The following is a 25,819-nucleotide window of genomic DNA, read 5'->3' as shown; positions in this document are numbered from 1 at the left end:
TATATCTGGGGGTATAGCTCAGCTGGGAGAGCGCTTGAATGGCATTCAAGAGGTCAGCGGTTCGATCCCGCTTATCTCCACCAAAGCAAATAAAAGCTTACGAGGTTTCTATCTCGCAGGCTTTTATTTTGCTTCGCTTTCTATATACAACGTGTTAAAGATTTTTGCATCACCTACCTGCGCCTGCAAACTTCTTTACTGCGGAATATACTATGCACCTTCCTGTTGTATTACTTCTTGACTGAAGTGCTGCAGGTAAGATAAACTATTGATATCGTATACTTTATTGTAATAATGACAATCTAACAGAAGGGAAACACATCAATGGAAGCACTGCTGTCCGTACTTTTAGAATGGGGTTTTACAGGTCTCTTACTTGCTGCTTTCACAGAGTCCTTTATTTCACCTATATTACCTGATTTGCTTCTTATACCGCTGGCAATAGCTAACCCGCACAATGCTATTTATTACGGTTTGGCAGCTACTGCTGTTTCCATTCTCGGTGGCTTGATTGGTTATATGATCGGGCTGAAACTTGGCCTTCCGGCGGCTCGTAAGTTTATCCCTCCCAAATATATGAACAAAATACAAACTACCGTCCAAGAAAACGCTCTATGGGCCATATTTTTAGCTTCCTTGTCACCCATTCCGTATAAATTTGTCAGCATCACGGCCGGCGCACTAAAAATCAATATGCCTGTGTTTCTCTGTATCTCCCTGTTGGGCCGTGGTAAGCGTTTTTTATTGGAAGGTGTGCTCATTTATTATTTTGGACCACAAGCTGTTGAAATGTTTACACAACACAAAACAGATATGCTGATTATTTCACTTATAGTCATACTAGTCGCAAGTATCATTGCTTATGCTATGAAGCGGAGCAAAAAAGCGGCACCTGCAGTAAATAAATTATAAATCTGCTACCCGCTGCTGTTAAAGCTAGCGGGTAATTTATTATGGAGGACTTACCTTTTGGAAACGATAAAATCAATATTCTACTTTGTTCTAGCCGGTTTATGTGAAATTGGTGGCGGTTATCTTATTTGGCTATGGTTACGTGAAGGAAAAGGCATCTTCTACGCCGTCACCGGAGCTGTCATACTCATTATTTATGGAATCATCCCTACCTTTCAGCCTGCCAGTTTTGGTCGTGTCTATGCGGCATATGGCGGAGTATTCATTGCTTTATCTATTCTTTGGGGCTGGGGGGTTGATAAGGTAGTTCCTGATAAATTTGATCTCATTGGTGGTATGGTGGCACTTATAGGTGTTATGATAATTATGTACTGGCCTCGCGTTTGATCACTACTACAACCGGATATGATAAGATTACGAATAAAAATTTTTACTCAAGGGAGAGTGTTATCTTAATTTTGGACACAGGCTCGATCGGCACCGAAATTATAATTATCTTATTTTTAATTTTTGCAAATGGATTATTTGCCATGACAGAAATGTCTATTGTATCTTCCCGTAAAAGTCGTTTGGAGAATATGGCAGCTACCGGTAATAGAGGCGCTCAGGCAGCGTTAAAGATGGCTGAAGAGCCAACAGCGCTGTTATCTGCCGTACAAGTCGGCATTACCCTTATTGGAATTCTTACCGGTGCTTTTGGTGGTGCCAAAATAGCTAACTACCTCGCTTCTTTTTTGAACGAAATTTCTTTTTTGCAGGGCTATAGCAATGCTATTAGTCTTGCTATTGTCGTAGGTATCATTACCTATCTTTCACTGATAATCGGCGAATTAGTGCCAAAAAAATTAGCACTTAATAACCCAGAACCCATTGCAGCGGCTATTGCCAGACCCATGTCGACCTTTGTGCGTCTCAACCGGCCGCTAGTTCATCTATTGAGTCTTTCTACTACTATGGTAATGAAGCTTTTGGGCACCAAACCACCAGACGAACCACCAGTCACGGAAGAAGAAGTAAGAGTACTGATCGGTCAAGGAGCCCAGCATGGTGTCTTTGAAAAATCCGAGCGGGAAATGCTGGAAAAAATTTTTATTCTTGGCGATATGCGAGTAGGGGCACTTATGACACCGCGGACCCAAATCAAATGGTTAGATCTCGAAGATAATGACCAGTACAACTTACGGATTATTCGCAGTACCAACCATCTGTTTTTTCCTGTAGCCCGCGGCAGCTTGGATGACATCGTTGGTGTAATTTATTCCAATCAAGTCTTAACTAACTATATTCCCGGCCGTCCTTTAGAACTCGAAAAGGCTTCCCGTCAACCGCTTTTTATCCCCAAAAATACACCGGCTTTAAAAGTTCTGGAAAGCTTTAAAGATACTGGGATCTACGTTGCATTGGTAGTTGATGAATATGGCGGCATGTCAGGCTTGATTAGCCTTTATGATATTGCTGAGCACATTGTTGGCGATATGCCCTATCTCGGCGAAGATGCAGAGCCTGATATCATCCCTCGCGGCGATGGCTCATGGTTAGTGGACGGTATGCTGTCAGCAGAAGAACTCAAGGAGCTACTGGATGTTGATCATTTTCCGGGTGAAGAAAGAGGTTACTTTCAGACGCTCGGAGGATTTATCGTTTCCTATCTTGGTCATATTCCTAGTACTCCCGAGAAATTTGAATGGAGCGGCTATATTTTTGAGATTGTCGATATGGACAAAGCACGAGTTGACAAAGTACTCATCACCCGCAATTTGCCGCCAATAGATGGTGACCATTCCTTTGAGTGAGTAAATCCCCAAACACCAAAACCCCGCTATAGAAAATAGCAAGGTTTTGGTGTTTTTTTCCTGTAAATGATATTCATGTAACCATTGCAACACTTACAGCTAGCAATCATTGTCGCTCATGCTAATTCATCGTCTGGGAAAACTAGCAGCATGGAGGTGAACAATTTGACAAATAAAAAAACAGAGTCCTTCAAAGGCGAAAATTTTGCCTTTGATCCACAAGCAGGTACCACCAAGTCAACCCCCGTAAATAAGGATACTATCTCGGCAGATGACCTCCAGCAGCCGTCTGCCCAATCAGCCCAAGAACTCACCACCACTGACGGCTGACCGCCCCGAAGATAAGCTGTAGCTTATCCACACAACTCAAATTTTAAGGAGGGATTGTTTTATGAATGCAAAAGATCAATTAAACTCAAGTACTGCTAAAAATAATAAAACAACAGCGGCTATGTCAAATGCCAAAAATACGAACACGACTGCAGAGAAGAAGCATATGCCCTGCAAAAACTCTCTCCCGACATAAAAAGAATAACGAAGGTGGCTTAAGTGCCACCTTCGTTATTCTTTAAATATGTCCAGCCTTCTTTCTGTTCAACAAGCTGATCTTTGAGCAACCGTCCCATAGCGCGTTTAAAAGCAGCTTTACTAATGTTAAACTTTTCCTTGATGATTTCCGGTGGAGATGCATCACTGTACGGCATCTGACCACCTCTAGTGCGAAGTACCTCAAGTATTTTTTCAGCATCAACATCCATTGCAGTTTCCTTGATAGGCCTCATGGATACATTTAGCCGACCGTCATCGCGCAAATAGGTAACCCGGGCAGTAAGCTCAGCCCCAACACGAGGACGTTCAAGCATTTCGTCATTATGCAAAAAAGCAATAAAGCGCTCTTTAGTAAAAATAAAGGCACCTTGATCGGTGTAGTTATAAACCGAGCCGGTGACAGTAGCGCCGACTTTAATATCCTCAGCTGGGCGGGATGCCTGCCTCAGTTCATCCTCAACTTCCATAGTAACAGCCGGACGGTCAGACTTGTCACGATACAGTTTGACCCACACCTTTTCGCCAACCTTTGGCAGACCTCGCCGACCAGCATGAGGCATAAAGACTCCTCGCTCAGCACCAATATTAACAAAGGTACCATCACGAGTTGTATTAATAACCTCTACTCTTGCTACTTGTCCTTCTTGCATTTGTGGCAAATGCATGCTGGCAGTTAACCTGCCCTTAGGATCTTTATAAAGGTACACCCTAACTGCTTGTCCAACAGTAATTTCTTCGGTTTGCTGAGCCTTATGCAATAATATATCGTCACTGGTATTGCCTGTGCCAACATCTAAAAAAACTCCCAACTCACTTTTCCGGACAGCAGTGAGCTCTACTACATCACCAGGTCTGTAGTTATGCTTAATATTATCCATTATTACACCTATCCTTGATAAGACACTTGTTTGGCATCGCCCCATAGACGCTCAAGGTTATAGAATTGGCGATCTTCTTCTACAAAAATGTGGGCTACACAATTACCATAATCCAAGAGAACCCACCGTGCTTCCCGGTAGCCTTCTCTATGAAGCAACTTAACGCCTTGTGATGCAAGCTGTTCTTCCATATTATCGGCAATTGCCTGAACCTGCGTAGTCGAATTGGCACTGCAGATAACAAAGTAGTCAGTCACTGGTGAAATACCCACCAAATCCATAATAATAATATCATGCGCCTTTTTGTCACTGGCGGCTTTGGCCATTAGTTCCGCTAACTTGCTGTCATTATCAATCATCAATTAACAAATACCTCCTGGAAACTCTTCAGTATAGCTTTTTCTTTCCGAAATTATTTTATTCGGACTTTATCGGTACGATTCCTGCAAAGCAGGGTAAAACCTAATCCTGCTTTATCTGGCAGAGACAGTATTCTTTTTAGACCCTCCTGCCACTTCAGACAAAAACATGGTTTGGACTAGCTGTTGTGTCTGTTCCTTATCAGGAAGCCAATAGCTTAACCCATCAATTGTCGCAAAATCTCCTGGCAGCATCTCTGACGTTAAATTATTTGAGTCAAAGCTCTTGAGGCTATTACCGACTTTTATCATAGTCATTGCCGACATATCTGTTTCGACATACTGATCAAGCGTATTCACTAGCGCCGGCATCTTAAAGATAGTGCTTACTTGCATCGTCTCTTTAGCTAATGCTTTTAGAAAGCGCTGCTGGCGTTGGACCCGGCCAATGTCACCAAGCTCATCACTACGAAACCGTACATATTGTCCAGCTTTTTTGCCATCCAAATGCTGATAGCCTTTAGTAATATCAATATCAAGTTCTGCATAAGGGTCTTGATAATTCATATCATGTTCAACGTAAAGGTCGACACCACCTAGGGTATCAATTACTTTAATAAATGCTTGCCAGTTAATGACTACATAATAATTAATCGGAATTTGCAAAAACTGCTCCACTGTTCTTTGGGCAAGCTGAACCCCGCCGTAGGCATAGGCATGATTAATTTTATCATAGCCCTTACGCCCCGGAATAGTAACCTTGGTATCCCGCGGTAAGGACAATAAATTAATTGTACCATTCTCAGGGCTTATACTTGCAACCATCATAGTATCAGAACGTCTTGCTGTATCACCAGGGAGCTCCTTGTCTGTGTCATCAACACCTAATAATAGAATATTAACTCTGTTCGTCAGCGTCTCTGGCGGACGCTCTTTGGACTTGACAACCTGCACAGCAGGCGGACGAACCATATTAAGGTAGGCATAAACGGTAGCTCCCGCTAATGCCACTACCGCAATTAACAGCATTACTAATAGAATAAAAATTCTGTCCCAACGAATTCTGCGCCGTCGTTTTCCGGCATTATCGCGCACATTCTTCATGGCATCATCTCCTCTCCCTAAAGACAACACCCTTCACAAAATTTACATGCTTTGCTTTTGCAATAAATAATTACGGCCTTCAATAGTGGCCGGATGTATAAGCAAACCCAGCTCAATAACATAGTGAAGGGATTGATCAAAGGCGACCAGCATCGCCGCGTCTAAATCAGTAAAAGCTAAACTGCGCAGCTTGTCTAGGCCGGAAAAATTCCGGCTTGGCTCTATACAGTCCGCCAAATATATAATTTTTTCCAGTAGTGACATATCACGCCCACCAGTAGTATGAAGCGCGATAGCTTTACAGATTTGCGAATCATCAATGCCATATTCTGTTCTGGCCAGCAACGCACCTAAAGGCGCATGCAAAAGTACCGGCTGGCAGCGTTCGACATCATTCACCACTATAGCAAAGGTCTCGGCCATTTGCAATAGTTTATTGCTGGATAATCCCCGGGCACAATCATGCAAGAGCCCCGTCAACTTAGCTTTCTCTACATTTTCGCCGAACTGAGTGGCAAGTTCAGCTGCGCTCTGGCTAACTCCTAAAGAATGTTGAAACCGTTTAGCCGGCAAAACCTGTGACAGCTTATCTAACACTTGATTATATTCCATGATTTTACACCACCTGAGTACTAAAATTCGGCAGATTCCTGCAAATATCCTCTTTTACAGAAATAAAAAACCTCCTATAAACAGGAGGTGAATACTCGTACACAAGTCTAATCTCCAAACTAATCTATCTTAAAAATCAACCTTGCCGCGGTTTAGCTTCATTAACAACAATCTGCCGCCCCTCAACTTGGGCACCATTCATGACCTCAACCATTTTATCTGCGTCACCATCTTCTACTTCTACAAACCCAAATCCACGAGACCGTCCTGTTTCTTTGTCTGTAATAATTCTGCTCGAAATTACATCACCATGCGGACGAAAAACATCTGCCAGAGTGGTGTCTGTAGCACTCCATGGTAGATTACCAACATAAAGCGTTTTTGCCAAAGGAAATCACCTCCGTTACTCAGGATACTTAAAACAGAATAAGTTTTACGTTAACATTATCTGCAAAAAACCAGGATTTATGCTTGACTAGTACTACCTTTATCTGGCACATTAGCATGTGGTTAGCGGTACAATCCTTCTTTATAAATATAATCTTCCACACTTTCCGGCACAATATATTTAATTGAGCGACCCTTCCTTACCCGTTCACGAATATCTGTTGATGATATTTCCAGTTCCGGCGTCGCCAATCGCTGAATACTTCGCCGGCCTTTAGCACCAAATTGTTTTATTACCTGGTCAATATAACTGATACAACCAGGGCGGGCAGCAGCTACAAAATAACATAAATCCAAAAGCTGATCAATTTCCTGCCAACTAGGCAAATCCTTCACAGCATCAGCACCAGTAATGAAATACAACTCCGTACTAGCTCCATAACAATCAATTAAGGCCTTAACCGTATCAATTGTATATGACAAGCCCGAACGTTCAAGTTCAATGCCAGATACAAAAAAATGGCGATTGGAATAGGTAGCCATAATGGTCATGATATAACGATGAATTGCAGGCGTAACCATCGAGTCCTGTTTATGGGGCGGGTTGCTGGCAGGTATAAATAAAACTTTATCAAGATTATACTCAATACGGACAGCTTCAGCTGTTACCAAATGGCCGACATGAATAGGATCAAATGTCCCGCCCATAATACCTATCTTAGCTTTTGCATGTAACATACTATCTGCCTTTCAAATATCCAAAAATTTCTAATCATTTTTATTATAGCAAATACTTGTCTCTATGAAAAGAGCTACATGCTTTGCCACCACTGTATTGCCCCTATGAGCAGTACAGCAATTCCCACAATTATGACTGCCGCGCGTGTGTAATCCATAGCATCATGGCGACCTTTTGGTGTCCGCAAATAATTGTACATAGCATAATAATAACCCCATAGTTTCCCCATGTTCATATTAATTTCGTATTTGTCCATTACCATTTATAACGTATTTAATACTAGTAAGTTCAGGCAAACCCATCGGGCCACGAGCGTGAAGTTTTTGCGTACTAATACCAATCTCAGCGCCAAACCCAAACTCAAAGCCATCAGTAAAACGTGTTGATGCATTAACATAGACGGCCGCCGCATCCACTTCCTGCTGGAAACGCCTGGCATGTTCGTAGTCACAGGTAACAATGGCCTCCGAATGACGGGTGCTGTAGGTGGCAATATGTTCAATAGCCGCCTCTAAACTGTTTACCACCCGCACTGCCAGAATGAGATCAAGAAATTCCGCTGCCCAATCTTCGTCTGTAGCCAATGTAACGGCCGAGTGGTATTTCATGGTTTGCCCGCACCCTCTGATCACAACACCGGCTTGGTGATAACGTTCCAGCATAGTAGGTAAAAACTGTTCAGCCACGGCCTCGTGAACCAGTAATGTTTCCATGGCATTACACACCCCTGGTCGCGAAACCTTGGCATTAAAGGCGATATCCTGTGCCATAGAAAGATCAGCAGTTGCATCGACAAAAGTATGGCAAACACCAGTACCTGTTTCAATGACCGGCACTGTACTATTTTCCACAACCGTCCTGATCAGCCCCGCCCCGCCACGGGGAATGATGACGTCTAGATAGTGATTTAACTTTAGCATAGCAGTAACCGCCTGCCTGTCGGTAGTCTCCACAAGCGCAATAGCGCCTGCTGGCACACCAGCAGCATACGCTGCCTCGGCAATAATTTTGGCAATGGCCATATTAGAATCGATAGCCTCAGAACCACCACGTAAAATAACGGCATTCCCGGCCTTTAAACACAGTCCTGCAGCATCAACTGTAACATTCGGACGGGCTTCGTAGATAATACCGATAACGCCTAGCGGTACACGCATTTTGGTAATAGCAAGTCCATTAGGGCGTAGCCAGCCAGCAATAGCCTCGCCAATGGGATCTGGCAGTGTTGCAATCTGCCGCAGGCCTTCGGCCATAGTTTTTATTCTGGTTTCATTTAATAGCAAGCGATCCATAAGTGGCTTCGGCATGCCATTTGCTTGCGCTCTATTTATGTCTTTGGCATTAGCAGCAACAATAATCCCTTGCTTTGTTTCTAAAGCAGTTGCCATGGCGATTAACGCTTGATTTTTCTGAGCAGTTGACAGACTCGCCAGTTTGCGAGCTGCATGTTTTGCTGCCTTGCCTTTTTCCGTTAATTCAGTTATGTAATCCATGCATCAGCTTCCCCCTCTTATACCAACAGTACTAGGTTATCACGGTGTACAACCTCGTCATACGATTTAAAACCCAGTATATCATTAATTTCGTGGGTATGCGCACCCTTGATTTTTTTCAAATCATCGGCGCTATAATTGCTAATACCGCGCGCTAATTCCCGGCCACATTCACTGACAATACTTATGGTGTTGCCTAACTCAAAATCGCCGTTAACAGCTGTTATCCCTGCCGCTAATAGACTAGACCCCTCCTTTAAAAGGGCCTGTTCGCAGCCTTTGTCCACACAAACTTTGCCGCTCACACTAACGCCAAAGGCCAGCCACCGTTTGCGGATTTGTAGACGATTTTCTTTGGAAAAGAAAATCGTCCCCACCTTTTTTCCCTGCACAATATCACGAACTGCCCCCTCATGCCCACCAGAGGCAATAACCATGGTTACACCCGAGTTAACCGCAATCTTGGCAGCCTGAATCTTAGTATACATGCCGCCAGTCCCCCGTAATGACCCTGGTCCACCAGCCAAAGCTTCAATAGCTGGTGTAATATCAGTAATTTCACTCAACAAGGTGGCACTCGGATCTGCCTGGGGATTGGCGGTATAGACACCTTCGATGTCTGAGAGAATGATAAGTAAATCTGCATCAATGATACTGGCAACCATCGCCGAAAGTGTATCATTATCCCCAATTTTAAGTTCATCAATGGCAACCGCATCGTTCTCATTAATAATGGGAATGACGCCCTGGTTTAAGAGCGCCATTAGTGTGTTACGAGAGTTAGTATAACGCTTGCGATTGACTGAATCGGCGCGAGTCAACAATACCTGCGCAACAATTTGTCCATATTCTCCAAACATTTTTTCATAAATATGCAGCAAAATCCCCTGACCGACAGCAGCCGCCGCCTGCTTCTCAGGAATGGTCTTAGGTTTTTCCTTCAACCCAAGGCGATCCATACCAGCGCCAACTGCACCTGAGCTCACCAATATTATTTGTTTGCCCTGATTGGCAAGATCTGATAATTCAAGAGCTAGTTTCTCGATGCGTAAGAGATTAAGTTTGCCTGTCGCGTGAGTTAATGTACTAGTGCCAACCTTAACGACAATACGCTTAGCATTGTTCAGATTTTCTCTGGTAAACATACTCAAAGCTCCCCCATAATTATGGTAATTCTATCTTAGACTTTTCCTCATTTTTCTTATATAACAAACCATTACGGCCAATCACCTGCACTAATTCTGCGCCAGTGGCGTTAGCAAGAGCAGCAATGAGCGTTTTCGGTTCCTCCGGACTATTTTGCAGTACCCGAACCTTGATAATTTCACGGGCAGCCAGAGCTTGCCCTGCGCTCTCAATAACAGTGTCTATTATGCCGCCTTTTCCGATTTGCACAACAGGGTCAAGCGTACTGCCAAGGGCTCGCAAAAAGCGCTTCTGCTTACCTGTCAATGGTGTTTCGTTCTCTTCCAACATAGTACCTCCTATGGTCTAAACTCAAATTCCATATCACGAATTCGGACAGTATCGCCTTCTTGGATGCCACGTGCCCGAAGTTCTGCATCAATTCCAATTCGCCGCCAAATCTTTTGGAACCGGAGCACACCTTCTTCTTCATCAAAGCGAGTCATTGCGACCAGTTTTTCAATTCCTGCGCCTTCGACAACAAACGCACCGTCCTCATCCCGTCTGACAGAAAAAGTATCTTCAGGTTTAGCTTCATATATCTTAGCTTCTTCAATTTCTTCGGGTTCTTCCACATATACAGCCAAAAGCTGTGCTGCTCGCTGCATCAAAGCCGTCAAGCCATCACCGGTAGCTGCGGAAACAGGATAAATTTCATGACCTAGTTCAGTCATGTATTTAGCTACTCGTTCATAATTTTCCTGCGCCTCCGGCAAGTCCATTTTATTAGCAGCAATAATTTGTGGCCGCTTGAACAGTCTTTCGTTATATAACTTTAGTTCATTGTTGATCTTGTGAAAGTCATCAATAGGGTCACGGCCTTCCAGCCCTGACATATCAAGTACATGAATAAGTACTTTGGTACGCTCGACATGGCGAAGAAAATCATGACCAAGCCCCACGCCCTCATGTGCGCCTTCAATAAGCCCTGGAATATCTGCCAAAACAAAATTCTGACCCTCACCAATGCTAACAACCCCGAGCACTGGTGATAAGGTAGTGAAATGATAAGCGGCAATGTCCGGCTTAGCAGCTGATACCATTGATAAGATACTCGATTTTCCCACACTAGGATAACCTAAGAGACCAACATCAGCAAGCAGCTTCAGTTCTAACCTAAGCGGACGCTCTTCGCCTGGTTCACCAAGCTCAGCAAAAGTGGGTGCACGATGGACGCTGTTAACAAAACGGGCATTACCACGTCCGCCGCGTCCGCCTTTGGCTACTACTATGGTTTGACCTATCTCCGTGATATCACCAAGCACTTGGCCAGTAACTTCATCTTTAATAATAGTCCCTGGTGGAACTTTGATCAAGAGATCTTCCGCTCCATGGCCATGCATATTACTGGATTGACCATTGGCACCATTATCGCCTTTAAATATACGCTTATAACGAAAATCGATCAACGTATTCAGATTGGCATCCCCAACCAATATTACATTGGCACCACGACCGCCATCGCCGCCGCTGGGTCCACCTTTAGGAACATATTTTTCCCGCCGGAAACTGGACATGCCATTACCGCCGCTACCGGCTTTAACGGTAATTTTAGCTCTGTCAATAAACATAAAAATCCCCTTGCATTTTATATGTAATATGCGCTTTCGCGATCATTTACATTCGTTTTTGTATGTTGCCAGCACATTTGATATCATCTCAGGGTCATGCGCCAATTTTTCGATATACTGAAGTGCCTTTTCATTACGTCCCAATTGAATCATAGCATGAATAACCTGCAAGTGATTTAAAAAATCATGACGCTGGATACGAAGCAGTTTACTTATATCAACACATGTTGTAACTTCAGAACAGACCTGGCTTGTCATACCATCATCCTTCCAATCGGTTGTGGAATGGTATATATTTCGCTCCCATCAACCGAAATACCTGTCGCATTTCAACATCTTCATTGAAAATTAAAAATAAAAAAATCTGCGGCTTTATGAGCCGCAGATTTTTATCCTACCTAGAAAGATTTAACTTTCTTGAAAACAGGATGAACATCGGCTGTCGCTTTTGCCAAAGGGCTCGGCACAAGCCGTGTTTGCTTTATATAGCTTCTTCAGCTGCTGGATACACACTAATTTGACGATCATAACGACCTTTACGCTCGAAAGAGACTTGGCCGTGAACTTTGGCAAATAACGTATCATCTTTGCCGATGCCGACGTTATTACCGGGATGGAAATGAGTACCACGCTGGCGCACTAAAATGCTGCCTGCAGTGACAACTTCACCGGCATGGCGCTTAACACCTAGGCGCTTGGCCTCACTATCGCGACCATTACGAGTACTACCCATCCCTTTTTTGTGAGCAAACAACTGTAAATCAAAAGAATTCAGTTTGAAATTTTCCATCTTACTTTCACCTCCTGTGCTCAGTTATGCGAACACTCTTAGGATATAGTTTGGCAATTTCGTTTAACCCCAACAGCATTGTTTCAAGAATTGCGCCTGTAAGACTGTCCGGCTGACCAATAAGTCTCATTGTAAGACCGTCATTATCTTGCCCAAGATCGATATGCCGTCCAAGATGGCGTTCAATTCCCATAATGGATGACTGAGTAAGCGCAGATACTCCGGCACATACAATGTCCTGTCCATGTGGCGCAGTCTTGGCATGACCGCTAATAGCAAAACCGGTAATTGCCTTATTGTTATCACGAACTAATGTAACCGTAATCATTTTCTGTCCTTATGCATGAATCTTTTCAATACGGACTTTTGTGAACGGTTGACGATGACCCTGACGACGACGGTAATTGGCTTTGGCTTTATATTTGAAAACCAAAATCTTTTTACCTTTGCCATGGGCTACTACTTCAGCAGTAACTTTCGCATTAGCTACTAGCGGTTTGCCAATAACTACCTCACCGTCTTTTACGACAGTCAGAACACGATCAAAGTCAAAAGTTTGACCTTCCGTTACTTCGAGTTTCTCAATTGTGAGCACATCACCTTCAGCAACGCGGTACTGTTTACCACCTGTTTCAATAATAGCGTACATAATAAATTGCACCTCCCCCATATAAGGACTCGCCAGATTCGGTACACTGGAACGATTTATAAAAATGCCATCTATAACAACATTTTCAAGCGCTCCCAGTGTTTAAAGGAACCTCTCCGCGCGGTTAGAGTAGACTAATGCCTACATCATGAAATTTTACCATACTGGTAATAGTTTGTCAATCAGGTTTCCACAGTAGGGAAAACATCTCTGGATTCATATTGTCAGTTGACTCTAGAGTAAGCGACCTAGCTGTTTCCTGTTCAAGACGTTTGAGTTCTCCCTGCTTGTTCAGATAGTCAGCTACCAAGGGATGAACCTGCAGCAGCAGTCGCCCGCCTGAGTGAGAGCGCTTATTTAACTTTCTCAATTCCCGCTTGATGTCAATTACCACGGTTTCCGGTGATTTAATACGGCCTTTTCCCATACAGTGCGGGCAGGGACTGTAGAGCATGGCTGTAAGATTCTGTCTAGCTTTTTTTCGCGTCATTTCTACTAACCCCAGACTAGTAATACCTAACACATTTGATTTGGTACGGTCTTTTTTCATTTCTAGTTCTAGTCCGGAAAGTACCGCTGCACGTTGCTTGGCTTTATCCATATCAATAAAATCAATGATGATAATACCGCCAATATCTCTCAATCTAAGTTGTCTGGCAATCTCGGCAATGGCCTCCAAATTAGTCTGAAACACCGTTTCAGACAGATTGGTATTACCAACAAACTTGCCAGTATTGACATCAATAACTGTCATAGCTTCTGTATGATCAATAACAATATAGCCGCCACATTTTAGTTCAACCCGCCGGTCACGCAAACTTTCCAAACTTTCATCAAGGTTAAACCGTCGGAATACATCACCACCTTTAACTGTTGGCTCATAGAGTGTTACACAATCAATTAACTCTGGTGATATGTATTGCAGCAAATCAATAACCCTGTTATAGGCTTCCTGACTATCAATAACAAACGCATTCACATCACTGGTAAGATAGTCACGCACAATCCGTACGACCAGATCAGCATCCTTATAAATAAGTGCAGGCGCATTGCTCCGTTTGGCTCTGGCACTCAAAGTTGACCACATGTTGGCTAGATAGGCCATATCTTTCATGAGATCATCCTGGCTTTTCTCCTGGGCTACTGTCCTAACAATAACCCCCATACCTGCTGGCCGGATTTTCTCTGCAATCTGCCGCAAGCGGTCTCGCTCAGGTTCATCTTCGATACGGCGCGAAATGCCAATATAATCAACGGTTGGCATTAATACAATATACCGTCCCGGCAGTGTCAGGCTGATAGTGGCTCTTGGCCCCTTATCACCCATAGCATCTTTAGCGATCTGTACCAACACATCCTGGCCGATAGTCAAATGCTGGCTGGCAGCCTGACGCCCGGCATCTCCCATATATAAAAAGGCGTTTTTATCCCGCCCAATATCAACAAAGGCAGCTTGCATACCTGGCAGAACATTTTTAACCCGGCCTTTGTAAATGTTACCAACCAAATGCCCGCTCTCGCTACGCTCCACCGAGATTTCCATGAGTTCACCATCTTCCAAAAGTGCGACTCGGGTCTCTTCTGGCATAACGTTGGCAATTATACTTTTATTCATAGTTCGTTCCTTCTGTTGTTAATCTGTTGTTTCTACAATTCAATAGGTGAGCACTCTGCTTTGCCGTCAGTTACGAACAGCCCAATACGATTAATTAATGCCGCATCTTTATCAACAGGCAAACCGAAATTGTCTGTTAGCACAGCAAGCACCTCAACAGGTTTAACACTGCCACTAGGCGTAATTTTTATAGAAAGGTTTATTATCAGTTTTCGCTGATTATCAGCTAATGGTTTAACAACTACCGGTTCAGACAAATATTCTTTGATATCGATTTCTCGCCGACCTTTAGGAGATTGTTTAACATAAATTACTTCAATTTCACTATTAAAATTATCTATGATTGTTTTTACATTCTCCCAAACTGCATCAGTAGTAAGTAAAACGTCAATTTCATAGACAGCTAGATTAACCACTGCCATAAGGGCTTTGCTATGCTGCTCAACATATTTTGCTGCTTTAAGTTCAATGCCAGCAGGCAACTGGGATTTAAGCTGCGCTTCCAGCAAAGTAATGTCTGCTGCTTCTGTCAGTTCAAGATCGAGATACTCGGCCTCACTGGTCACCCCTACTGCCAAAGCTGAAGCAAAAGCCAGTTTCATATGAGGGTTAAAGCCTTCCGAATAAGCTGCTGGCAATTGAGCCCGACGCACAGCCCGCTCGATTGTACCCGCATAATCCAAATGAGAAACATAGCGAATTGGGTTGCCTTTGGTTATCTTAAGCCGTAATTTTGCCATTACTCCTGCCCCCAATCAACAACTTTGGCATCAATCGCCTGACAAACGCCACAAGCACCGCACACCTTATGACGACAGTCAGCAGTGAAGGACTCTTGCTGTGCAGCTTGCCACTCCTTCGCCAGGAAAGACTTGTCCACCCCTGAGGATAAATGCTCCCATGGTAAAAGTTCAGCAAGCTCCCGGTCACGCTTGGCATAAAATGCGGGATCAAGTCCTACAGCGGCAAAAGCCTCCATATAAACATTATACCTAAAATGCTCAGACCAGCCGTCAAATCTTGCACCATTCTGCCATGCTTGCAGCAACACTTTTCCAAGGCGTCGATCACCCCGGGCAAATACGCCTTCGAGAAAGCTAGTACGGGCATCATGCCAACTAAGCGAAATGCTGCGATCTTTAATCAACGAACGCAACAGCTTTTGCTTGCGTTCAATTTCCTCTACCGAGTTTTGTCCAAACCATTGAAAAGCGGTATGCGGCTTCGGCACAAAGGAAGAGACACTAACAGTCACTTTGGCGCCTTTCCGGCCTTTTATCTGCTTATATAGGTCGGCCACTCGCTGAGCGAGCCTAGCAATTCCTTCTATATCCTCGTCAGTCTCAGTTGGCAATCCAATCATGAAATAGAGTTTAATAGTTGACCAGCCAGCTGAAAACGCAGCACTTACTGCTTCGGTAAGATTCTCCTCTGTAACGCCTTTATTAATTACATCCCTTAGGCGCTGCGTACCAGCTTCAGGTGCAAAAGTCAAACCACTCTTTCTCACCTGCTGCACTTGTTTTGCCAAATCAATGGAAAAGCTGTCAACCCTAAGGGAAGGCAATGACACACTTACCCCCTGCTGTTTAAAGCGGGTGATTAACTCCGTAATTAACGGGCTGAGGCAAGAGTAGTCCGCCGAGCTTAGTGACACCAAAGACACTTCATTATAACCCGTATTATCGACAAGTTCCTGAACATAATTAATCAGTGTCTCCATTTTGCGTTCCCGTACAGGACGATAAAGTACCCCGGCCTGACAGAAACGACACCCCCGCGTACAACCCCGAAACAATTCCAGCATGATCCGATCATGCACAATTTCAATAAACGGCACAATAGGTTTAGTAGCAAACGTCACTTGATCCAGATCTTTTATTAGCCGTTTAACAATCACCGGCTTAGCTGCTGGCACCAATAGCTGTAAAGCGCATATCTGTCCATCAGCATGGTATTCTACCTCATAAAAACTGGGAACATATATACCGTCAAGTACTGCAAGGTGCTGTAATAGACCGTTTTTTCCACCCGGTTTGCTTGCCTGTTTCCATGCAGCAATAGCAGCAGCAACCTCACCAATTACTTCCTCGCCCTCACCAAGGATAAAGAAGTCAACAAAATCTGCCATAGGCTCAGCATTAAAGGCGCAAGGCCCGCCGCATACTACCAACGGCTGATTCTCATCACGCTTAGCCGCCTCTACCGGAATGCCCGCTAGATCAAGCATATTAAGCACATTACTGTAGCTCAACTCATACTGTAGCGTAAAACCAATAATGTCACATTCCGCAACAGGCCGCTTGGTCTCCAGTGTGTATAATTTGATATTTGCGGCTCTCATTTCAGCTTCCATGTCCACCCAGGGAGCATACACACGCTCAGCAAAGGTATCTGGACGATTATTCAATAATTGATATAATATTTTAAGCCCCAGGTTGGACATACCAACCTCATAAACATCAGGCATAGCCAAAACAAAACTGACTAAATCTGCATTAGTTTCTTTGCTCACACTATTCCACTCATATCCAGTGTAGCGGGCCGGCTTCATCACCCTACTTAAAATAGCAGGGCTGACAGGATCTATAGGATGCATATGTACCTCCAATATATAGCTATAAAAATTATTATGTATTTTTTGGGTGGAAATATCAAGACTTATTTTTTCCAGTTACTACTGATTTGAAACCTAATGACTGGAAAAGGCTTAGATAAAGTGAGCCTTAGCCTCAGGTGAGGTTAACCTCACCTGAAGTTTAGTCGAACCTATCCAAGGACTTAGTTGCTCTTAACTCCCGCTGGCATGGGTAGAAGCGAGAGTCTTAGAGCAACTTGGTCATCGGAGAAATTCATTGATTCTAGACTTTATCCCCTTTTGGACTAATCCTTCCCATACCTCAGTTTCAGTCAGAGCTCCACATAATTTGAAATTTTGATCTATGATATGTATGATATAGTATTTTTCTGGGCCGAACAGTCGAATAATGTCACTAAGCATGGCACTCTCCATCGCAGTAAGGTGACTAGTGGGCATAACCTGCCGTCCAAGCAACTCCGTTTTTTTACTAGCTAAAATACGCATCGCCCGAAACCCAGCTAAATTCTTTTCTGCCCGGACAGTAATGAATAAAAATAGCGCTGCAACCAGCATAGTTAAATTTATTGTATTATAGAGCCAATATCCTGCTCCTGTCAGGATTGCCAGTATACATATAATACTATAACTAACAGTAACCACTATGGCCGTGGCATCACGATAATCGCGCCGATAACTTAAAATAGCCCGCAAAATTCTTCCCCCATCTAGCGGTAGGGCCGGTAATAAATTAAAAAGTGCCAACATAAGATTTACTTCACCATAAAACTGACATACATCCTGCCAGTTGCTGACCTCATGTATTCCAATATAACATAAAACCGCCAGAGCCATACTTGCCAGTGGCCCGGCGGCGGCTATCATTATTTCACTTATCGCTCCCGCATCAGCAATTCCTTCAATACGCGCTACCGCCCCAAAGGGCAATAGCTCTACCTGTTTTACTTTGTAACCTAACCCTATCGCCATTAGCATGTGTGCTAATTCATGACATAAAACAGCACTAAACACCAGAAGCACTTTACTTACAAGACCAGCTGCCGCAAATAGGGCAAACAGTAAGATAAACCAATTGTTTATTACTAGCTCAACACCTGCTATCTTCCCGGCCCTCATAATTCACATCCCTTATTTGGCAGATTCACCTTTAATTCTAGACAACGGATCAACGGCTTTTCCGTTCTCTCGTAATTCAAAATAAAGTTCTGACATAGCTGTCGAGTCAATTTTACCAAGATGGGCTATTACTTGACCTTGACTCACCAAATCGCCTTCCTTGACCAGCACATCGCTTACATGTCCATACAGTGTTTCGACACTTTCGCCATGGTCAATCCTTAGAATTTTTCCTAACTGGGCACTATCAATAACATCTTTAATCCGCCCGTCAGCCGCCGCCTGTACACTATCCCCCACGGAAGCAGCAATAACAATTCCTTCATGCCATACCGCCGGTTTTGGTGCCGGATTAGTCTGCCAGCCATATTGTGTTATTATCTGCCCTGCAACTGGTTTCTTCATGTAGCGTAAAGGGTCTGCCGAACGCGAAATTGTCGTCTGAACCTGTTTTAAAACTGGAATACTTGGTAAATTGACCACATTAGGCCAATGAATAGTAACATACTCGACAGCTCTATTGGTATAGTAAGCGAAATCAGTCTGCGTAGCCAGTATTTGACGAACGCCTCCAGCGATATCCTGCCCAATTCGGGTGTTTGACATCTGAGCGCCATACACCAGCGCAAATAGTGACAAAGCCGCTACTGTCTTTTTAATCCAGGAATAGTCAGGTTCTTCTTCATAGTATGACTGCCAATTTTTTTCATTGTTACGGCTACTAAACTGCCTGCCATTTTTTAAATGATTCCATAGCTTCGTCATTATAAGCCCTCCATGTACCAGTGCGGAGTATTCTTACAGAATATATATTGACAAAACTATAAAATTATAACTCTAGCAGCAACATCTTTAACCGTTGAAGAAAATTTAAGAAAAATCGCTAACGCAGTCCTTGGGATTTGAGCACATCAGATATCCGGTACTCAAATCCATGAATCCTATTGTAGTAGCGATGATCCCCCCCACACACATACGGTTTACTTTTGGCATTGCCCCAAAAGTAACAAAAGGTCTAGGCCCCAAGCCTCCAAAAGCTGAAAAGCCAGGCAATATTCCTAAAATCCGTAAACTCGCTACGCTCAAACAGTACGGATTTCTTAACGGAATACCGCCCGGCTTTTCTCCTGCGGAACGCTTTTTCCGGCAAAGGCCGGGGGGGGTTACGGGAGTTACGAGGGTTGCCGAGGGTCATCTTACGGCCGCCTGTGCCGGGTTTTGTACTTGATACACCTTGTTTTATAATGCCTCCGCCACTCCCAAAACTTATAAAGTCTGATACATAGAAAAAAGAGATAGTTGCTTTTTAATGAAAAAGCCCTTTATCTCCTTTTAGCAAATCAAAATAGTATCTTTTGTCGTCGCATATAGATGTTTAATAATATACCAATACTGATGAGATTCGTAGTCAATGCACTTACGCCATAACTCATAAGTGGTAGCGGAATGCCGGTAACTGGCATAATTCCTGCTGTCATGCCAACATTCACTAGTAGATGAAACGCCATCATTGAGGTAATGCCTGTAGCCAGAAGTGTGCCGAAGTTGTCTCTTGCTTCACCCGCAATTTTAACGCCGCGGTAAAGCAATATAAGATAAAGCAACAATATTAGACTAGAACCAATAAATCCCAATTCTTCTCCAATAACAGCAAAAATAAAATCAGTATGGTTTTCCGGCAGGAAATTTAATTGGCTTTGTGTGCCGTTGAACAGACCTTTTCCAAACAACATGCCTGAACCAATAGCAATCTTAGATTGAATAATGTGGTAACCCGAACCCAAGGGGTCGACATTAGGATCAATGAATACAGTTAAGCGTTTTTTTTGATAGTCCTTTAAAAAATGCCAGAAAATCGGCAGAAAAGCCATCCCAGCGCCAAATATCACCGCCAAATGGCGTGAACTGATACCAGCAACAAAAATCATGCCAAATAATATCGCTAAAAACACCAATGATGTGCCCAGATCAGGTTGTTTTAATACTAGGATAAAGGGTATCCCCACATAAATAAACACTGGAATTATTTCTTTAAACGAATTTAGTTTACCAGTTCGCTTATCTAGGATTTGAGCCAAAGCAATAATCATAATAATCTTAGAAAACTCTGAGGGCTGCAAGCTAATTGGCCCGAGCTGTATCCAGCGTTGAGCCCCCAATGCCGAGTGACCAACAAACATAACCGCAAGCAGCATAACTAGGTTTAGAACATATAGAAATCCTGAAAATCTTTTCAGCGAGTTATAGTCAAAATTAAGCATAATAAAAATAACAAGAATATTGGCTACAGCAAATAAACCTTGACGCTGTACAAACCAGTATCGATCCTCGCTAGGATTATTGATATGTGTAGCGCTGCCAATAATAACAAGGCTAATAAGAACAATCAGAGCAGTAATACCAATAAGTATAAAATCTAAATTTCGCAAAAGGCGCTGGTTAAGCATACCTTACTAACCTTCTCTCTATCAATATCTTGTTTATTATAATAGTATTTCCCGCTCACGTCTAGTATTGATAAAGAAAACACTGCTTTAGCCAAATTAATGTTGATTCTGTTTTTTCTTTAACCGCTCTGTTAGCTAAAGAAAAAGCAGAGCAAGTTATTCTTGACTCTGCCTAATCGCTGCGTCACTCACCTGACAGGTTGTTGCGTTTCATGCGATTCACTGGAATATTAGCCACTAAGGCAACCTGCGTGTTGCTTCTTGTCAGATTTATCTCCATCTCATTCTCGTTAATATCCATATAGTTAGAGATCACTTTAATCATATCGTCTCTAATAGCTTCCATATATTGTGGCGATACATTGACACGATCATGAACCAGAACAAACCTAAGTCGTTCTTTAGCGATATTTTTCGATCCTTGTGGTTCTCTGCCGAACAACTTCTGAATAAGTTCAAACACCTTGCTTCCCCTCCTTGGTTACTAATTTAAAATCCCAACACCTTTTTAAATTTACCCCATAGGCTATCGTTCGTTTCAAACGTCATAAGTGGAACATTTTCTCCCATCAGCCGGCGGACAATATTTCGATAAGCCAAACTGGCCAAGGCAGCCGAATTAGTAACTGCCGGCTCACCGCGATTAGTAGAAATAACAATATATTCATCTTCAGGAATAATTCCGAGCAAATCAACAGCTAAAATTTCAATGATATCATCAATATCCATCATATCGCCTTTTTTGACCATTAGCGGTCGAATACGATTGACAATTAGTTGGGGGTTATGTTTTCCTTCAGATTCTAATAATCCTATAATCCGATCCGCATCGCGAACCGCAGATACCTCCGGTGTAGTGACAATAATAGCGCGATCAGCCCCAGCAATAGCATTTTTAAATCCTTGCTCAATTCCAGCCGGGCAATCAATAAGTACATAGTCAAATTCTGCTGCTAGTTCTTTGCACAACTGCCGCATCTGCTCAGGGTTAACTGCATTTTTATCTCTGGTCTGCGCCGCTGGCAGCAGATACATTGTTTCATAACGCTTGTCCCTAATCAATGCCTGTTTTAGGCGGCAATTTCCTTCGGTTACATCCACTAAATCATATACGATCCGATTCTCAAGGCCCATAACTACATCAAGATTTCTTAAACCGATATCAGCATCAACCAAAACAACCTTTTTGCCTTGTAGAGCAATACCAGTGCCAAGATTAGCGGTCGTCGTAGTTTTACCAACTCCGCCTTTGCCTGACGTAATGACAATTACTTCACCCATCTATGTACCTCCTATTTATCAATCATGCCGGTTCAATGACAACGGCACCACTCACAATTCGTGCTATCTCACGACACGTAGGTTCATCCTGGTTATCAGGAGCCCTAGCAATCAAACCAGCAATTCGCAACTGACCTGCCATCAACTTATCAGCCGTTATCGTAGCTGTTTGATCACCATTAACTCCGGCGTGAGCTAAACCACGACAGGTTCCTTCAACCGTAATGTTACCGTTAGCAATTACTTCTGCTCCAGGATTCACATCCCCCATGATAATGACAGAACCATCAAACACTACTTTTTGACCGCCCCGCAACATTCTTGAGACAATTAATGTTTGCCCCCCTTCAGCCTCGTGGCGATATTCAACAGGACTATCACCGACATGAATATCAGTATCTTGAACCAATTCTGATGACAATGCTTCTGAATTGAGTTGTTCGTGCAAATCTAGGCCATAATCAGCTAGCAGGCTAATCAGTTGCCTACGTTCATCACCGGTTAACGCATTTGTACCAGATACTACTTTAACACCAGTACTACCGGTAAAAAAATTAGCCGCTGATTCCAATTTATCCTTTAGTTGTCTCAAAATAACAGTAAAATCAGCCGATTGGTTTATTACCAGTTCAAGACCGCCTTTACTTCCTTTAAACAATACATCCTCCTGCATATCGTCTCCTAAATTTTGTCATGCGTAATTATCTATATGTCAACTAAAATTCGCCTTACTTGCGAATTTTCCTGCCAGATACATCGCTATCGATTTTAAAATTGGTGAAAAGCGGTTTTTTAAGTATAATAATGAATATACGCTTTTAATTTTTACTTTTGGAGGCTAGCATGTGATTACTTATTTGGCAAAACTTACTGGCTGGCTGAGTCAACACATGTTCTATATTGTGTTGTCTGGCCTGTTACTAGGGTTTCTAATCCCACTTCCTGACTCACCGCCATTACGGATAGCGGCAGTTGGCGCCTTTGCTTATATGACCTTTGTTACCGCACTTGGAACAAGTTTAAAAGAATTTTTACTGGTGCTAAAAAAACCTGTTATTCCCCTCTGGATACTTGTACTCATTCATGTTATAACACCACTCATTGCCTATATAATCGGTCTCTTTTTGTTTAGCGGCGACCATTACAGCCAATTGGGATATTTAGTAGCCACTTCGACCCCTATTGGCGTTACTTCTGTTATCTGGACCGCGATAGCAGGCGGCAGTGTCACCATTGCCTTGGTAGCTGTTACTCTCGACACACTCATTGTCCCGGTAATGCTTCCGTTCTTCTGTAAAATTGTTATTGGCCAAACACTACAAATTGATTATATCCAGATGATGGTTCAGCTATTGGCCATGATTACCCTCCCCAGCATGGTCGGTATGCTACTTCATGATTATGGCAAAAAAGATGTGTTGCCTGGCTCCCTTAAAATACTTGGCAATTTTCTTGCAAAGATTGCTTTCTTCATCGTAATCTTTATTAATGCAGCAATAGTCGGTCCTGACATCTCCTGGGATTTGTCAACACTCAAAATAGTTTTAGTAACCATGTTCCTAGTAGCCGCAGGTTATTTTTTGGGGTATTTAGGTTCCTTTGTTTTTAAAACCCGGTCAAAAGAAATCACTTTGGCAATGATTTATTGCGTTGGGTTACGTAATGCCAGTTTTGGCGTGGTGCTGGCCTTAACCTTCTTCCCTCATGCTGTCGCTGTGCCTGTAACTATGACCATCTTGTACCAGCAGCCATTTGCAGCCATCATTCCGTATTTTTTCCGTCACAAGGTGCACGATAATTACTAACGCCCAGATTCTAAAAAAATTATAGGGTCAGAACTCATTACTTGAGCCTGACCCCGCTTTTTTTTATTATCCATAGTAGCTATATATGAGCGTTATAATGCTGTCTGCGGGCGATATATCTTAGCTGATTCAGAGGGAGGCTGATTAATATTAAAAGCAGCTTCGAGAATTTTTTTAGCGATAGGAGTAGCCGAAGATGCGCCATACCCACCCTGTTCAACAATAACAGCTACTGCTACTCGCGGGTCTTCATAAGGCCCATATGCTACAAACCAGCCATGATCACTCCCTTGCGAATTTTCTGCAGTACCTGTCTTACCAGCAATAGCAATAGGGAAATCCTGAAAAGCAGTTGCTGCAGTGCCCCCCTCTTTCGCCACTTCGCGCAGAGATTCACGAATAAGGTTTAGGTTATACTCAGAAATAGTAATATTACCTACTTCTTCTGGAGCAAATGTTTTAATAACCTCGCCGTTAGCTCCAATCACGCGGCTAACCAAATTCGGTTTATAACGGTGACCACCATTAGCAATTTCGCCCATGACCATAGCCATTTGTAGCGGCGTCGCCAACTGAAATCCTTGCCCAATAGCTGCGTCGAAGGTTTCGGATAAATACCATTCTTCACCATACACTTTTTCTTTATAGCGGCGGTTAGCCACCAGCCCCTCAGATTCGCCTGGCAGATTAATCCCCGTAACTTCTCCCAGACCAAACATTCGAGCATATTTTTCCAGGTTATCAATACCTAAGCGATTGCCCATTTCATAGAAATATACGTTATCAGACTTAGATAACGCTTCCCTAAAATTAATCCAACCTAACGCTTCCCCACCAGCATTCCCTTTAGGAATAATCCAGTGAGTACCGGTATCGAGAATTTTTTCTTCAGGTGTTACCTTGCCAAGTTCTAATGCCGCTGCACCAGTAATAATTTTAAATGTTGAACCTGGTGAATATTCACCAGAAATAGCCTTATTATCCATCGGATGATAAGGATTTTCGTTGAGCAGATTCCACTCCTTAGAAGAAATACCTCCGTTAAATAGATTGGGGTTAAAGGCAGGGCGACTTACCATCGCTAAAATTTCACCTGTCTTAGGATTTATGACAACAGCAGCTGCTGCTTTTGCCTTGACAAACTCAGTCTTAGTTTGCAGATACATAAGTTGTTCATCAATGGCTGCTTCAGCCGCCTTTTGGATTTTATAATCAATCGTCAATACCAAATTACGACCTGGCACCGGATCTTTTTTACCTATTACTTGGATGGGACGACCATTTACATCAACCTCTACCTGATTGCCACCATCAGTACCCCGAATTTCCTTATCGTACAATTTTTCAAGTCCAAATTTGCCAACAATATCTCCAGACTTATACCCATCCGCTTTGCGTTTTTCCAGCTCGACCTCATTAATCTCACTTACATAACCAAATATATGGGCGCCAAGCTCTTTATTAACATAGTTTCGTAGCGGTTGAATTTCAATAACTACCCCTGGTAGTTCAGAGCGGCGTTCTTCAATTTTGGTAACAATATCAGTACCAACATCGGTTTTGACTCTGACAGGTTCAAATGAGCCTGTATGCTGTGATAACTTAACTTTTATTTCCTCAACATTCATACCGAGGATACCAGCCAGTTTAGCAATTACTTCATCAGGAACAGGACCACTTATTGATAATATCGATACTGTAAAACCCGGTCGATTGGATACCAGCATCACACCGTTCCTGTCATAAAAAACACCACGAGGCGACATGATGGGAATAAGTCGGATGCGGTTGCCGTCGGCCAACCGATCATAGTATTGACCTTGTGCCATTTGCAAATAGGCAAGACGGCTTACTAATGTCATAAAAATAATAACAATGATCATGCCCAAAATCTCTAGTCGGCCATTTGATCGTTTAACAAGCATACGGCAACCT

Annotated in this window: 30 protein-coding genes and 1 tRNA gene; 7 read left to right on the top strand and 24 right to left on the bottom strand. The window is 43.0% G+C overall.

Going from position 1 to position 25,819, the window contains the following annotated elements:
- Positions 1-7 precede the first annotated feature (7 nt).
- The 6 genes from ACZ449_RS04610 (at position 8) to ACZ449_RS04585 (ending at position 3,231) form a co-directional block, all read left to right on the top strand.
- Positions 8-83, top strand: a tRNA-Ala gene (locus ACZ449_RS04610).
- Positions 84-324: 241 nt separating this feature from the next.
- Positions 325-912: a YqaA family protein gene (locus tag ACZ449_RS04605; protein WP_464259890.1), complete on the top strand. Its 588-nt coding sequence runs from the start codon at positions 325-327 to the stop codon at positions 910-912.
- A 57-nt stretch (positions 913-969) separates the two neighbouring features.
- Positions 970-1,299, top strand: a complete 330-nt coding sequence (locus tag ACZ449_RS04600; protein WP_464259889.1) for a YnfA family protein — start codon at positions 970-972, stop codon at positions 1,297-1,299.
- The gene (locus tag ACZ449_RS04595; RefSeq protein ID WP_464259888.1) at positions 1,296-2,705 is read left to right on the top strand and encodes a hemolysin family protein; all 1,410 of its coding nucleotides are present in this window, start codon (positions 1,296-1,298) and stop codon (positions 2,703-2,705) included. The genes ACZ449_RS04600 and ACZ449_RS04595 overlap by 4 nt, the downstream gene beginning before the upstream one ends.
- A gap of 165 nt (positions 2,706-2,870) precedes the next feature.
- On the top strand, positions 2,871-3,035 hold the full coding sequence (locus tag ACZ449_RS04590) for a hypothetical protein (protein ID WP_464259887.1): 165 nt from the start codon (positions 2,871-2,873) through the stop codon (positions 3,033-3,035).
- Between the two features lie 61 nt (positions 3,036-3,096).
- Positions 3,097-3,231: a hypothetical protein gene (locus ACZ449_RS04585; RefSeq protein WP_464259886.1), complete on the top strand. Its 135-nt coding sequence runs from the start codon at positions 3,097-3,099 to the stop codon at positions 3,229-3,231.
- Between the two features lie 19 nt (positions 3,232-3,250).
- Here the strand turns inward: ACZ449_RS04585 and ACZ449_RS04580 are convergent, their stop codons facing one another.
- The 23 genes from ACZ449_RS04580 to minC form a co-directional block, all read right to left on the bottom strand.
- Positions 3,251-4,132, bottom strand: coding sequence for a CvfB family protein (locus ACZ449_RS04580; protein ID WP_464259885.1), 882 nt, complete (start codon positions 4,130-4,132; stop codon positions 3,251-3,253).
- 8 nt (positions 4,133-4,140) lie between these two features.
- The gene (gene rsfS / locus ACZ449_RS04575; RefSeq protein WP_464261808.1) at positions 4,141-4,491 is read right to left on the bottom strand and encodes a ribosome silencing factor; all 351 of its coding nucleotides are present in this window, start codon (positions 4,489-4,491) and stop codon (positions 4,141-4,143) included.
- Positions 4,492-4,605: 114 nt separating this feature from the next.
- Positions 4,606-5,595: an LCP family protein gene (locus ACZ449_RS04570; RefSeq protein ID WP_464259884.1), complete on the bottom strand. Its 990-nt coding sequence runs from the start codon at positions 5,593-5,595 to the stop codon at positions 4,606-4,608.
- Positions 5,596-5,637: 42 nt separating this feature from the next.
- On the bottom strand, positions 5,638-6,207 hold the full coding sequence (gene yqeK, locus ACZ449_RS04565; protein WP_464259883.1) for a bis(5'-nucleosyl)-tetraphosphatase (symmetrical) YqeK: 570 nt from the start codon (positions 6,205-6,207) through the stop codon (positions 5,638-5,640).
- A gap of 136 nt (positions 6,208-6,343) precedes the next feature.
- Positions 6,344-6,595: an RNA recognition motif domain-containing protein gene (locus tag ACZ449_RS04560; RefSeq protein WP_464259882.1), complete on the bottom strand. Its 252-nt coding sequence runs from the start codon at positions 6,593-6,595 to the stop codon at positions 6,344-6,346.
- 122 nt (positions 6,596-6,717) lie between these two features.
- Positions 6,718-7,332 carry a nicotinate-nucleotide adenylyltransferase gene (nadD, locus tag ACZ449_RS04555; protein WP_464259881.1) on the bottom strand — a complete coding sequence of 205 codons (615 nt, stop codon included), beginning with the start codon at positions 7,330-7,332 and terminating at the stop codon, positions 6,718-6,720.
- Positions 7,333-7,569: 237 nt separating this feature from the next.
- Entirely contained in the window at positions 7,570-8,826 is a 1,257-nt protein-coding gene (locus tag ACZ449_RS04550) for a glutamate-5-semialdehyde dehydrogenase (RefSeq protein ID WP_464259880.1), read from the bottom strand.
- Positions 8,827-8,843: 17 nt separating this feature from the next.
- Entirely contained in the window at positions 8,844-9,971 is a 1,128-nt protein-coding gene (gene proB / locus ACZ449_RS04545) for a glutamate 5-kinase (RefSeq protein WP_464259879.1), read from the bottom strand.
- Positions 9,972-9,990: 19 nt separating this feature from the next.
- Positions 9,991-10,302, bottom strand: coding sequence for a ribosome assembly RNA-binding protein YhbY (gene yhbY, locus ACZ449_RS04540; protein ID WP_464259878.1), 312 nt, complete (start codon positions 10,300-10,302; stop codon positions 9,991-9,993).
- A gap of 8 nt (positions 10,303-10,310) precedes the next feature.
- Positions 10,311-11,582, bottom strand: a complete 1,272-nt coding sequence (gene obgE / locus ACZ449_RS04535; protein WP_464259877.1) for a GTPase ObgE — start codon at positions 11,580-11,582, stop codon at positions 10,311-10,313.
- A 42-nt stretch (positions 11,583-11,624) separates the two neighbouring features.
- On the bottom strand, positions 11,625-11,840 hold the full coding sequence (locus ACZ449_RS04530; protein ID WP_464259876.1) for a Spo0B domain-containing protein: 216 nt from the start codon (positions 11,838-11,840) through the stop codon (positions 11,625-11,627).
- A 223-nt stretch (positions 11,841-12,063) separates the two neighbouring features.
- Positions 12,064-12,357 (bottom strand): 50S ribosomal protein L27, encoded by a 294-nt coding sequence (gene rpmA / locus ACZ449_RS04525; RefSeq protein ID WP_464261807.1) that lies wholly within the window; start codon positions 12,355-12,357, stop codon positions 12,064-12,066.
- A 22-nt stretch (positions 12,358-12,379) separates the two neighbouring features.
- On the bottom strand, positions 12,380-12,700 hold the full coding sequence (locus ACZ449_RS04520; protein ID WP_464259875.1) for a ribosomal-processing cysteine protease Prp: 321 nt from the start codon (positions 12,698-12,700) through the stop codon (positions 12,380-12,382).
- Between the two features lie 9 nt (positions 12,701-12,709).
- On the bottom strand, positions 12,710-13,021 hold the full coding sequence (gene rplU / locus ACZ449_RS04515) for a 50S ribosomal protein L21 (RefSeq protein WP_464259874.1): 312 nt from the start codon (positions 13,019-13,021) through the stop codon (positions 12,710-12,712).
- A gap of 178 nt (positions 13,022-13,199) precedes the next feature.
- Positions 13,200-14,636 carry an Rne/Rng family ribonuclease gene (locus tag ACZ449_RS04510; RefSeq protein WP_464259873.1) on the bottom strand — a complete coding sequence of 479 codons (1,437 nt, stop codon included), beginning with the start codon at positions 14,634-14,636 and terminating at the stop codon, positions 13,200-13,202.
- 32 nt (positions 14,637-14,668) lie between these two features.
- On the bottom strand, positions 14,669-15,376 hold the full coding sequence (locus ACZ449_RS04505) for a TIGR03936 family radical SAM-associated protein (RefSeq protein WP_464259872.1): 708 nt from the start codon (positions 15,374-15,376) through the stop codon (positions 14,669-14,671).
- On the bottom strand, positions 15,376-17,235 hold the full coding sequence (locus ACZ449_RS04500; RefSeq protein ID WP_464259871.1) for a TIGR03960 family B12-binding radical SAM protein: 1,860 nt from the start codon (positions 17,233-17,235) through the stop codon (positions 15,376-15,378). Before ACZ449_RS04500 ends, ACZ449_RS04505 begins: the two co-directional genes overlap by 1 nt.
- A gap of 240 nt (positions 17,236-17,475) precedes the next feature.
- Positions 17,476-18,351, bottom strand: coding sequence for a M50 family metallopeptidase (locus ACZ449_RS04495; RefSeq protein WP_464259870.1), 876 nt, complete (start codon positions 18,349-18,351; stop codon positions 17,476-17,478).
- A 12-nt stretch (positions 18,352-18,363) separates the two neighbouring features.
- The gene (locus tag ACZ449_RS04490) at positions 18,364-19,116 is read right to left on the bottom strand and encodes a M23 family metallopeptidase (RefSeq protein ID WP_464259869.1); all 753 of its coding nucleotides are present in this window, start codon (positions 19,114-19,116) and stop codon (positions 18,364-18,366) included.
- Between the two features lie 575 nt (positions 19,117-19,691).
- The gene (gene rodA, locus ACZ449_RS04485) at positions 19,692-20,798 is read right to left on the bottom strand and encodes a rod shape-determining protein RodA (RefSeq protein ID WP_464259868.1); all 1,107 of its coding nucleotides are present in this window, start codon (positions 20,796-20,798) and stop codon (positions 19,692-19,694) included.
- Between the two features lie 184 nt (positions 20,799-20,982).
- The gene (minE, locus tag ACZ449_RS04480) at positions 20,983-21,261 is read right to left on the bottom strand and encodes a cell division topological specificity factor MinE (protein ID WP_464259867.1); all 279 of its coding nucleotides are present in this window, start codon (positions 21,259-21,261) and stop codon (positions 20,983-20,985) included.
- 26 nt (positions 21,262-21,287) lie between these two features.
- A complete protein-coding gene (gene minD, locus ACZ449_RS04475; RefSeq protein ID WP_464259866.1) occupies positions 21,288-22,079 on the bottom strand; it encodes a septum site-determining protein MinD in 792 nt (263 codons plus the stop codon).
- Positions 22,080-22,101: 22 nt separating this feature from the next.
- Positions 22,102-22,737, bottom strand: coding sequence for a septum site-determining protein MinC (gene minC, locus ACZ449_RS04470; protein WP_464259865.1), 636 nt, complete (start codon positions 22,735-22,737; stop codon positions 22,102-22,104).
- Positions 22,738-22,924: 187 nt separating this feature from the next.
- On the opposite strand from minC, the gene ACZ449_RS04465 reads away from it, so the two are divergent.
- A complete protein-coding gene (locus tag ACZ449_RS04465; protein ID WP_464259864.1) occupies positions 22,925-23,884 on the top strand; it encodes a bile acid:sodium symporter family protein in 960 nt (319 codons plus the stop codon).
- 92 nt (positions 23,885-23,976) lie between these two features.
- Here ACZ449_RS04465 and mrdA read toward each other — a convergent pair whose 3' ends face one another.
- Positions 23,977-25,809, bottom strand: coding sequence for a penicillin-binding protein 2 (gene mrdA / locus ACZ449_RS04460; RefSeq protein ID WP_464259863.1), 1,833 nt, complete (start codon positions 25,807-25,809; stop codon positions 23,977-23,979).
- Positions 25,810-25,819 lie beyond the last annotated feature (10 nt).

It is taken from the genome of Desulfosporomusa polytropa (assembly GCF_055380075.1).
Note: the sequence above shows the minus strand (reverse complement) of the source record. Positions and strands in the feature narration are given on the sequence as shown.

Coding starts and splice junctions, on each gene's coding strand:
- ACZ449_RS04605 (WP_464259890.1), top strand. CDS start 325: ATGGAAGCACTGCTGTCCGTACTTTTAGAATGGGGTTTTACAGGTCTC.
- ACZ449_RS04585 (WP_464259886.1), top strand. CDS start 3,097: ATGAATGCAAAAGATCAATTAAACTCAAGTACTGCTAAAAATAATAAA.
- ACZ449_RS04580 (WP_464259885.1), bottom strand. CDS start 4,132: ATGGATAATATTAAGCATAACTACAGACCTGGTGATGTAGTAGAGCTC.
- rsfS (WP_464261808.1), bottom strand. CDS start 4,491: ATGATTGATAATGACAGCAAGTTAGCGGAACTAATGGCCAAAGCCGCC.
- ACZ449_RS04570 (WP_464259884.1), bottom strand. CDS start 5,595: ATGAAGAATGTGCGCGATAATGCCGGAAAACGACGGCGCAGAATTCGT.
- yqeK (WP_464259883.1), bottom strand. CDS start 6,207: ATGGAATATAATCAAGTGTTAGATAAGCTGTCACAGGTTTTGCCGGCT.
- nadD (WP_464259881.1), bottom strand. CDS start 7,332: ATGTTACATGCAAAAGCTAAGATAGGTATTATGGGCGGGACATTTGAT.
- ACZ449_RS04550 (WP_464259880.1), bottom strand. CDS start 8,826: ATGGATTACATAACTGAATTAACGGAAAAAGGCAAGGCAGCAAAACAT.
- proB (WP_464259879.1), bottom strand. CDS start 9,971: ATGTTTACCAGAGAAAATCTGAACAATGCTAAGCGTATTGTCGTTAAG.
- yhbY (WP_464259878.1), bottom strand. CDS start 10,302: ATGTTGGAAGAGAACGAAACACCATTGACAGGTAAGCAGAAGCGCTTT.
- obgE (WP_464259877.1), bottom strand. CDS start 11,582: ATGTTTATTGACAGAGCTAAAATTACCGTTAAAGCCGGTAGCGGCGGT.
- ACZ449_RS04530 (WP_464259876.1), bottom strand. CDS start 11,840: ATGACAAGCCAGGTCTGTTCTGAAGTTACAACATGTGTTGATATAAGT.
- ACZ449_RS04520 (WP_464259875.1), bottom strand. CDS start 12,700: ATGATTACGGTTACATTAGTTCGTGATAACAATAAGGCAATTACCGGT.
- rplU (WP_464259874.1), bottom strand. CDS start 13,021: ATGTACGCTATTATTGAAACAGGTGGTAAACAGTACCGCGTTGCTGAA.
- ACZ449_RS04510 (WP_464259873.1), bottom strand. CDS start 14,636: ATGAATAAAAGTATAATTGCCAACGTTATGCCAGAAGAGACCCGAGTC.
- ACZ449_RS04505 (WP_464259872.1), bottom strand. CDS start 15,376: ATGGCAAAATTACGGCTTAAGATAACCAAAGGCAACCCAATTCGCTAT.
- ACZ449_RS04500 (WP_464259871.1), bottom strand. CDS start 17,235: ATGCATCCTATAGATCCTGTCAGCCCTGCTATTTTAAGTAGGGTGATG.
- ACZ449_RS04495 (WP_464259870.1), bottom strand. CDS start 18,351: ATGAGGGCCGGGAAGATAGCAGGTGTTGAGCTAGTAATAAACAATTGG.
- ACZ449_RS04490 (WP_464259869.1), bottom strand. CDS start 19,116: ATGACGAAGCTATGGAATCATTTAAAAAATGGCAGGCAGTTTAGTAGC.
- rodA (WP_464259868.1), bottom strand. CDS start 20,798: ATGCTTAACCAGCGCCTTTTGCGAAATTTAGATTTTATACTTATTGGT.
- minD (WP_464259866.1), bottom strand. CDS start 22,079: ATGGGTGAAGTAATTGTCATTACGTCAGGCAAAGGCGGAGTTGGTAAA.
- mrdA (WP_464259863.1), bottom strand. CDS start 25,809: ATGCTTGTTAAACGATCAAATGGCCGACTAGAGATTTTGGGCATGATC.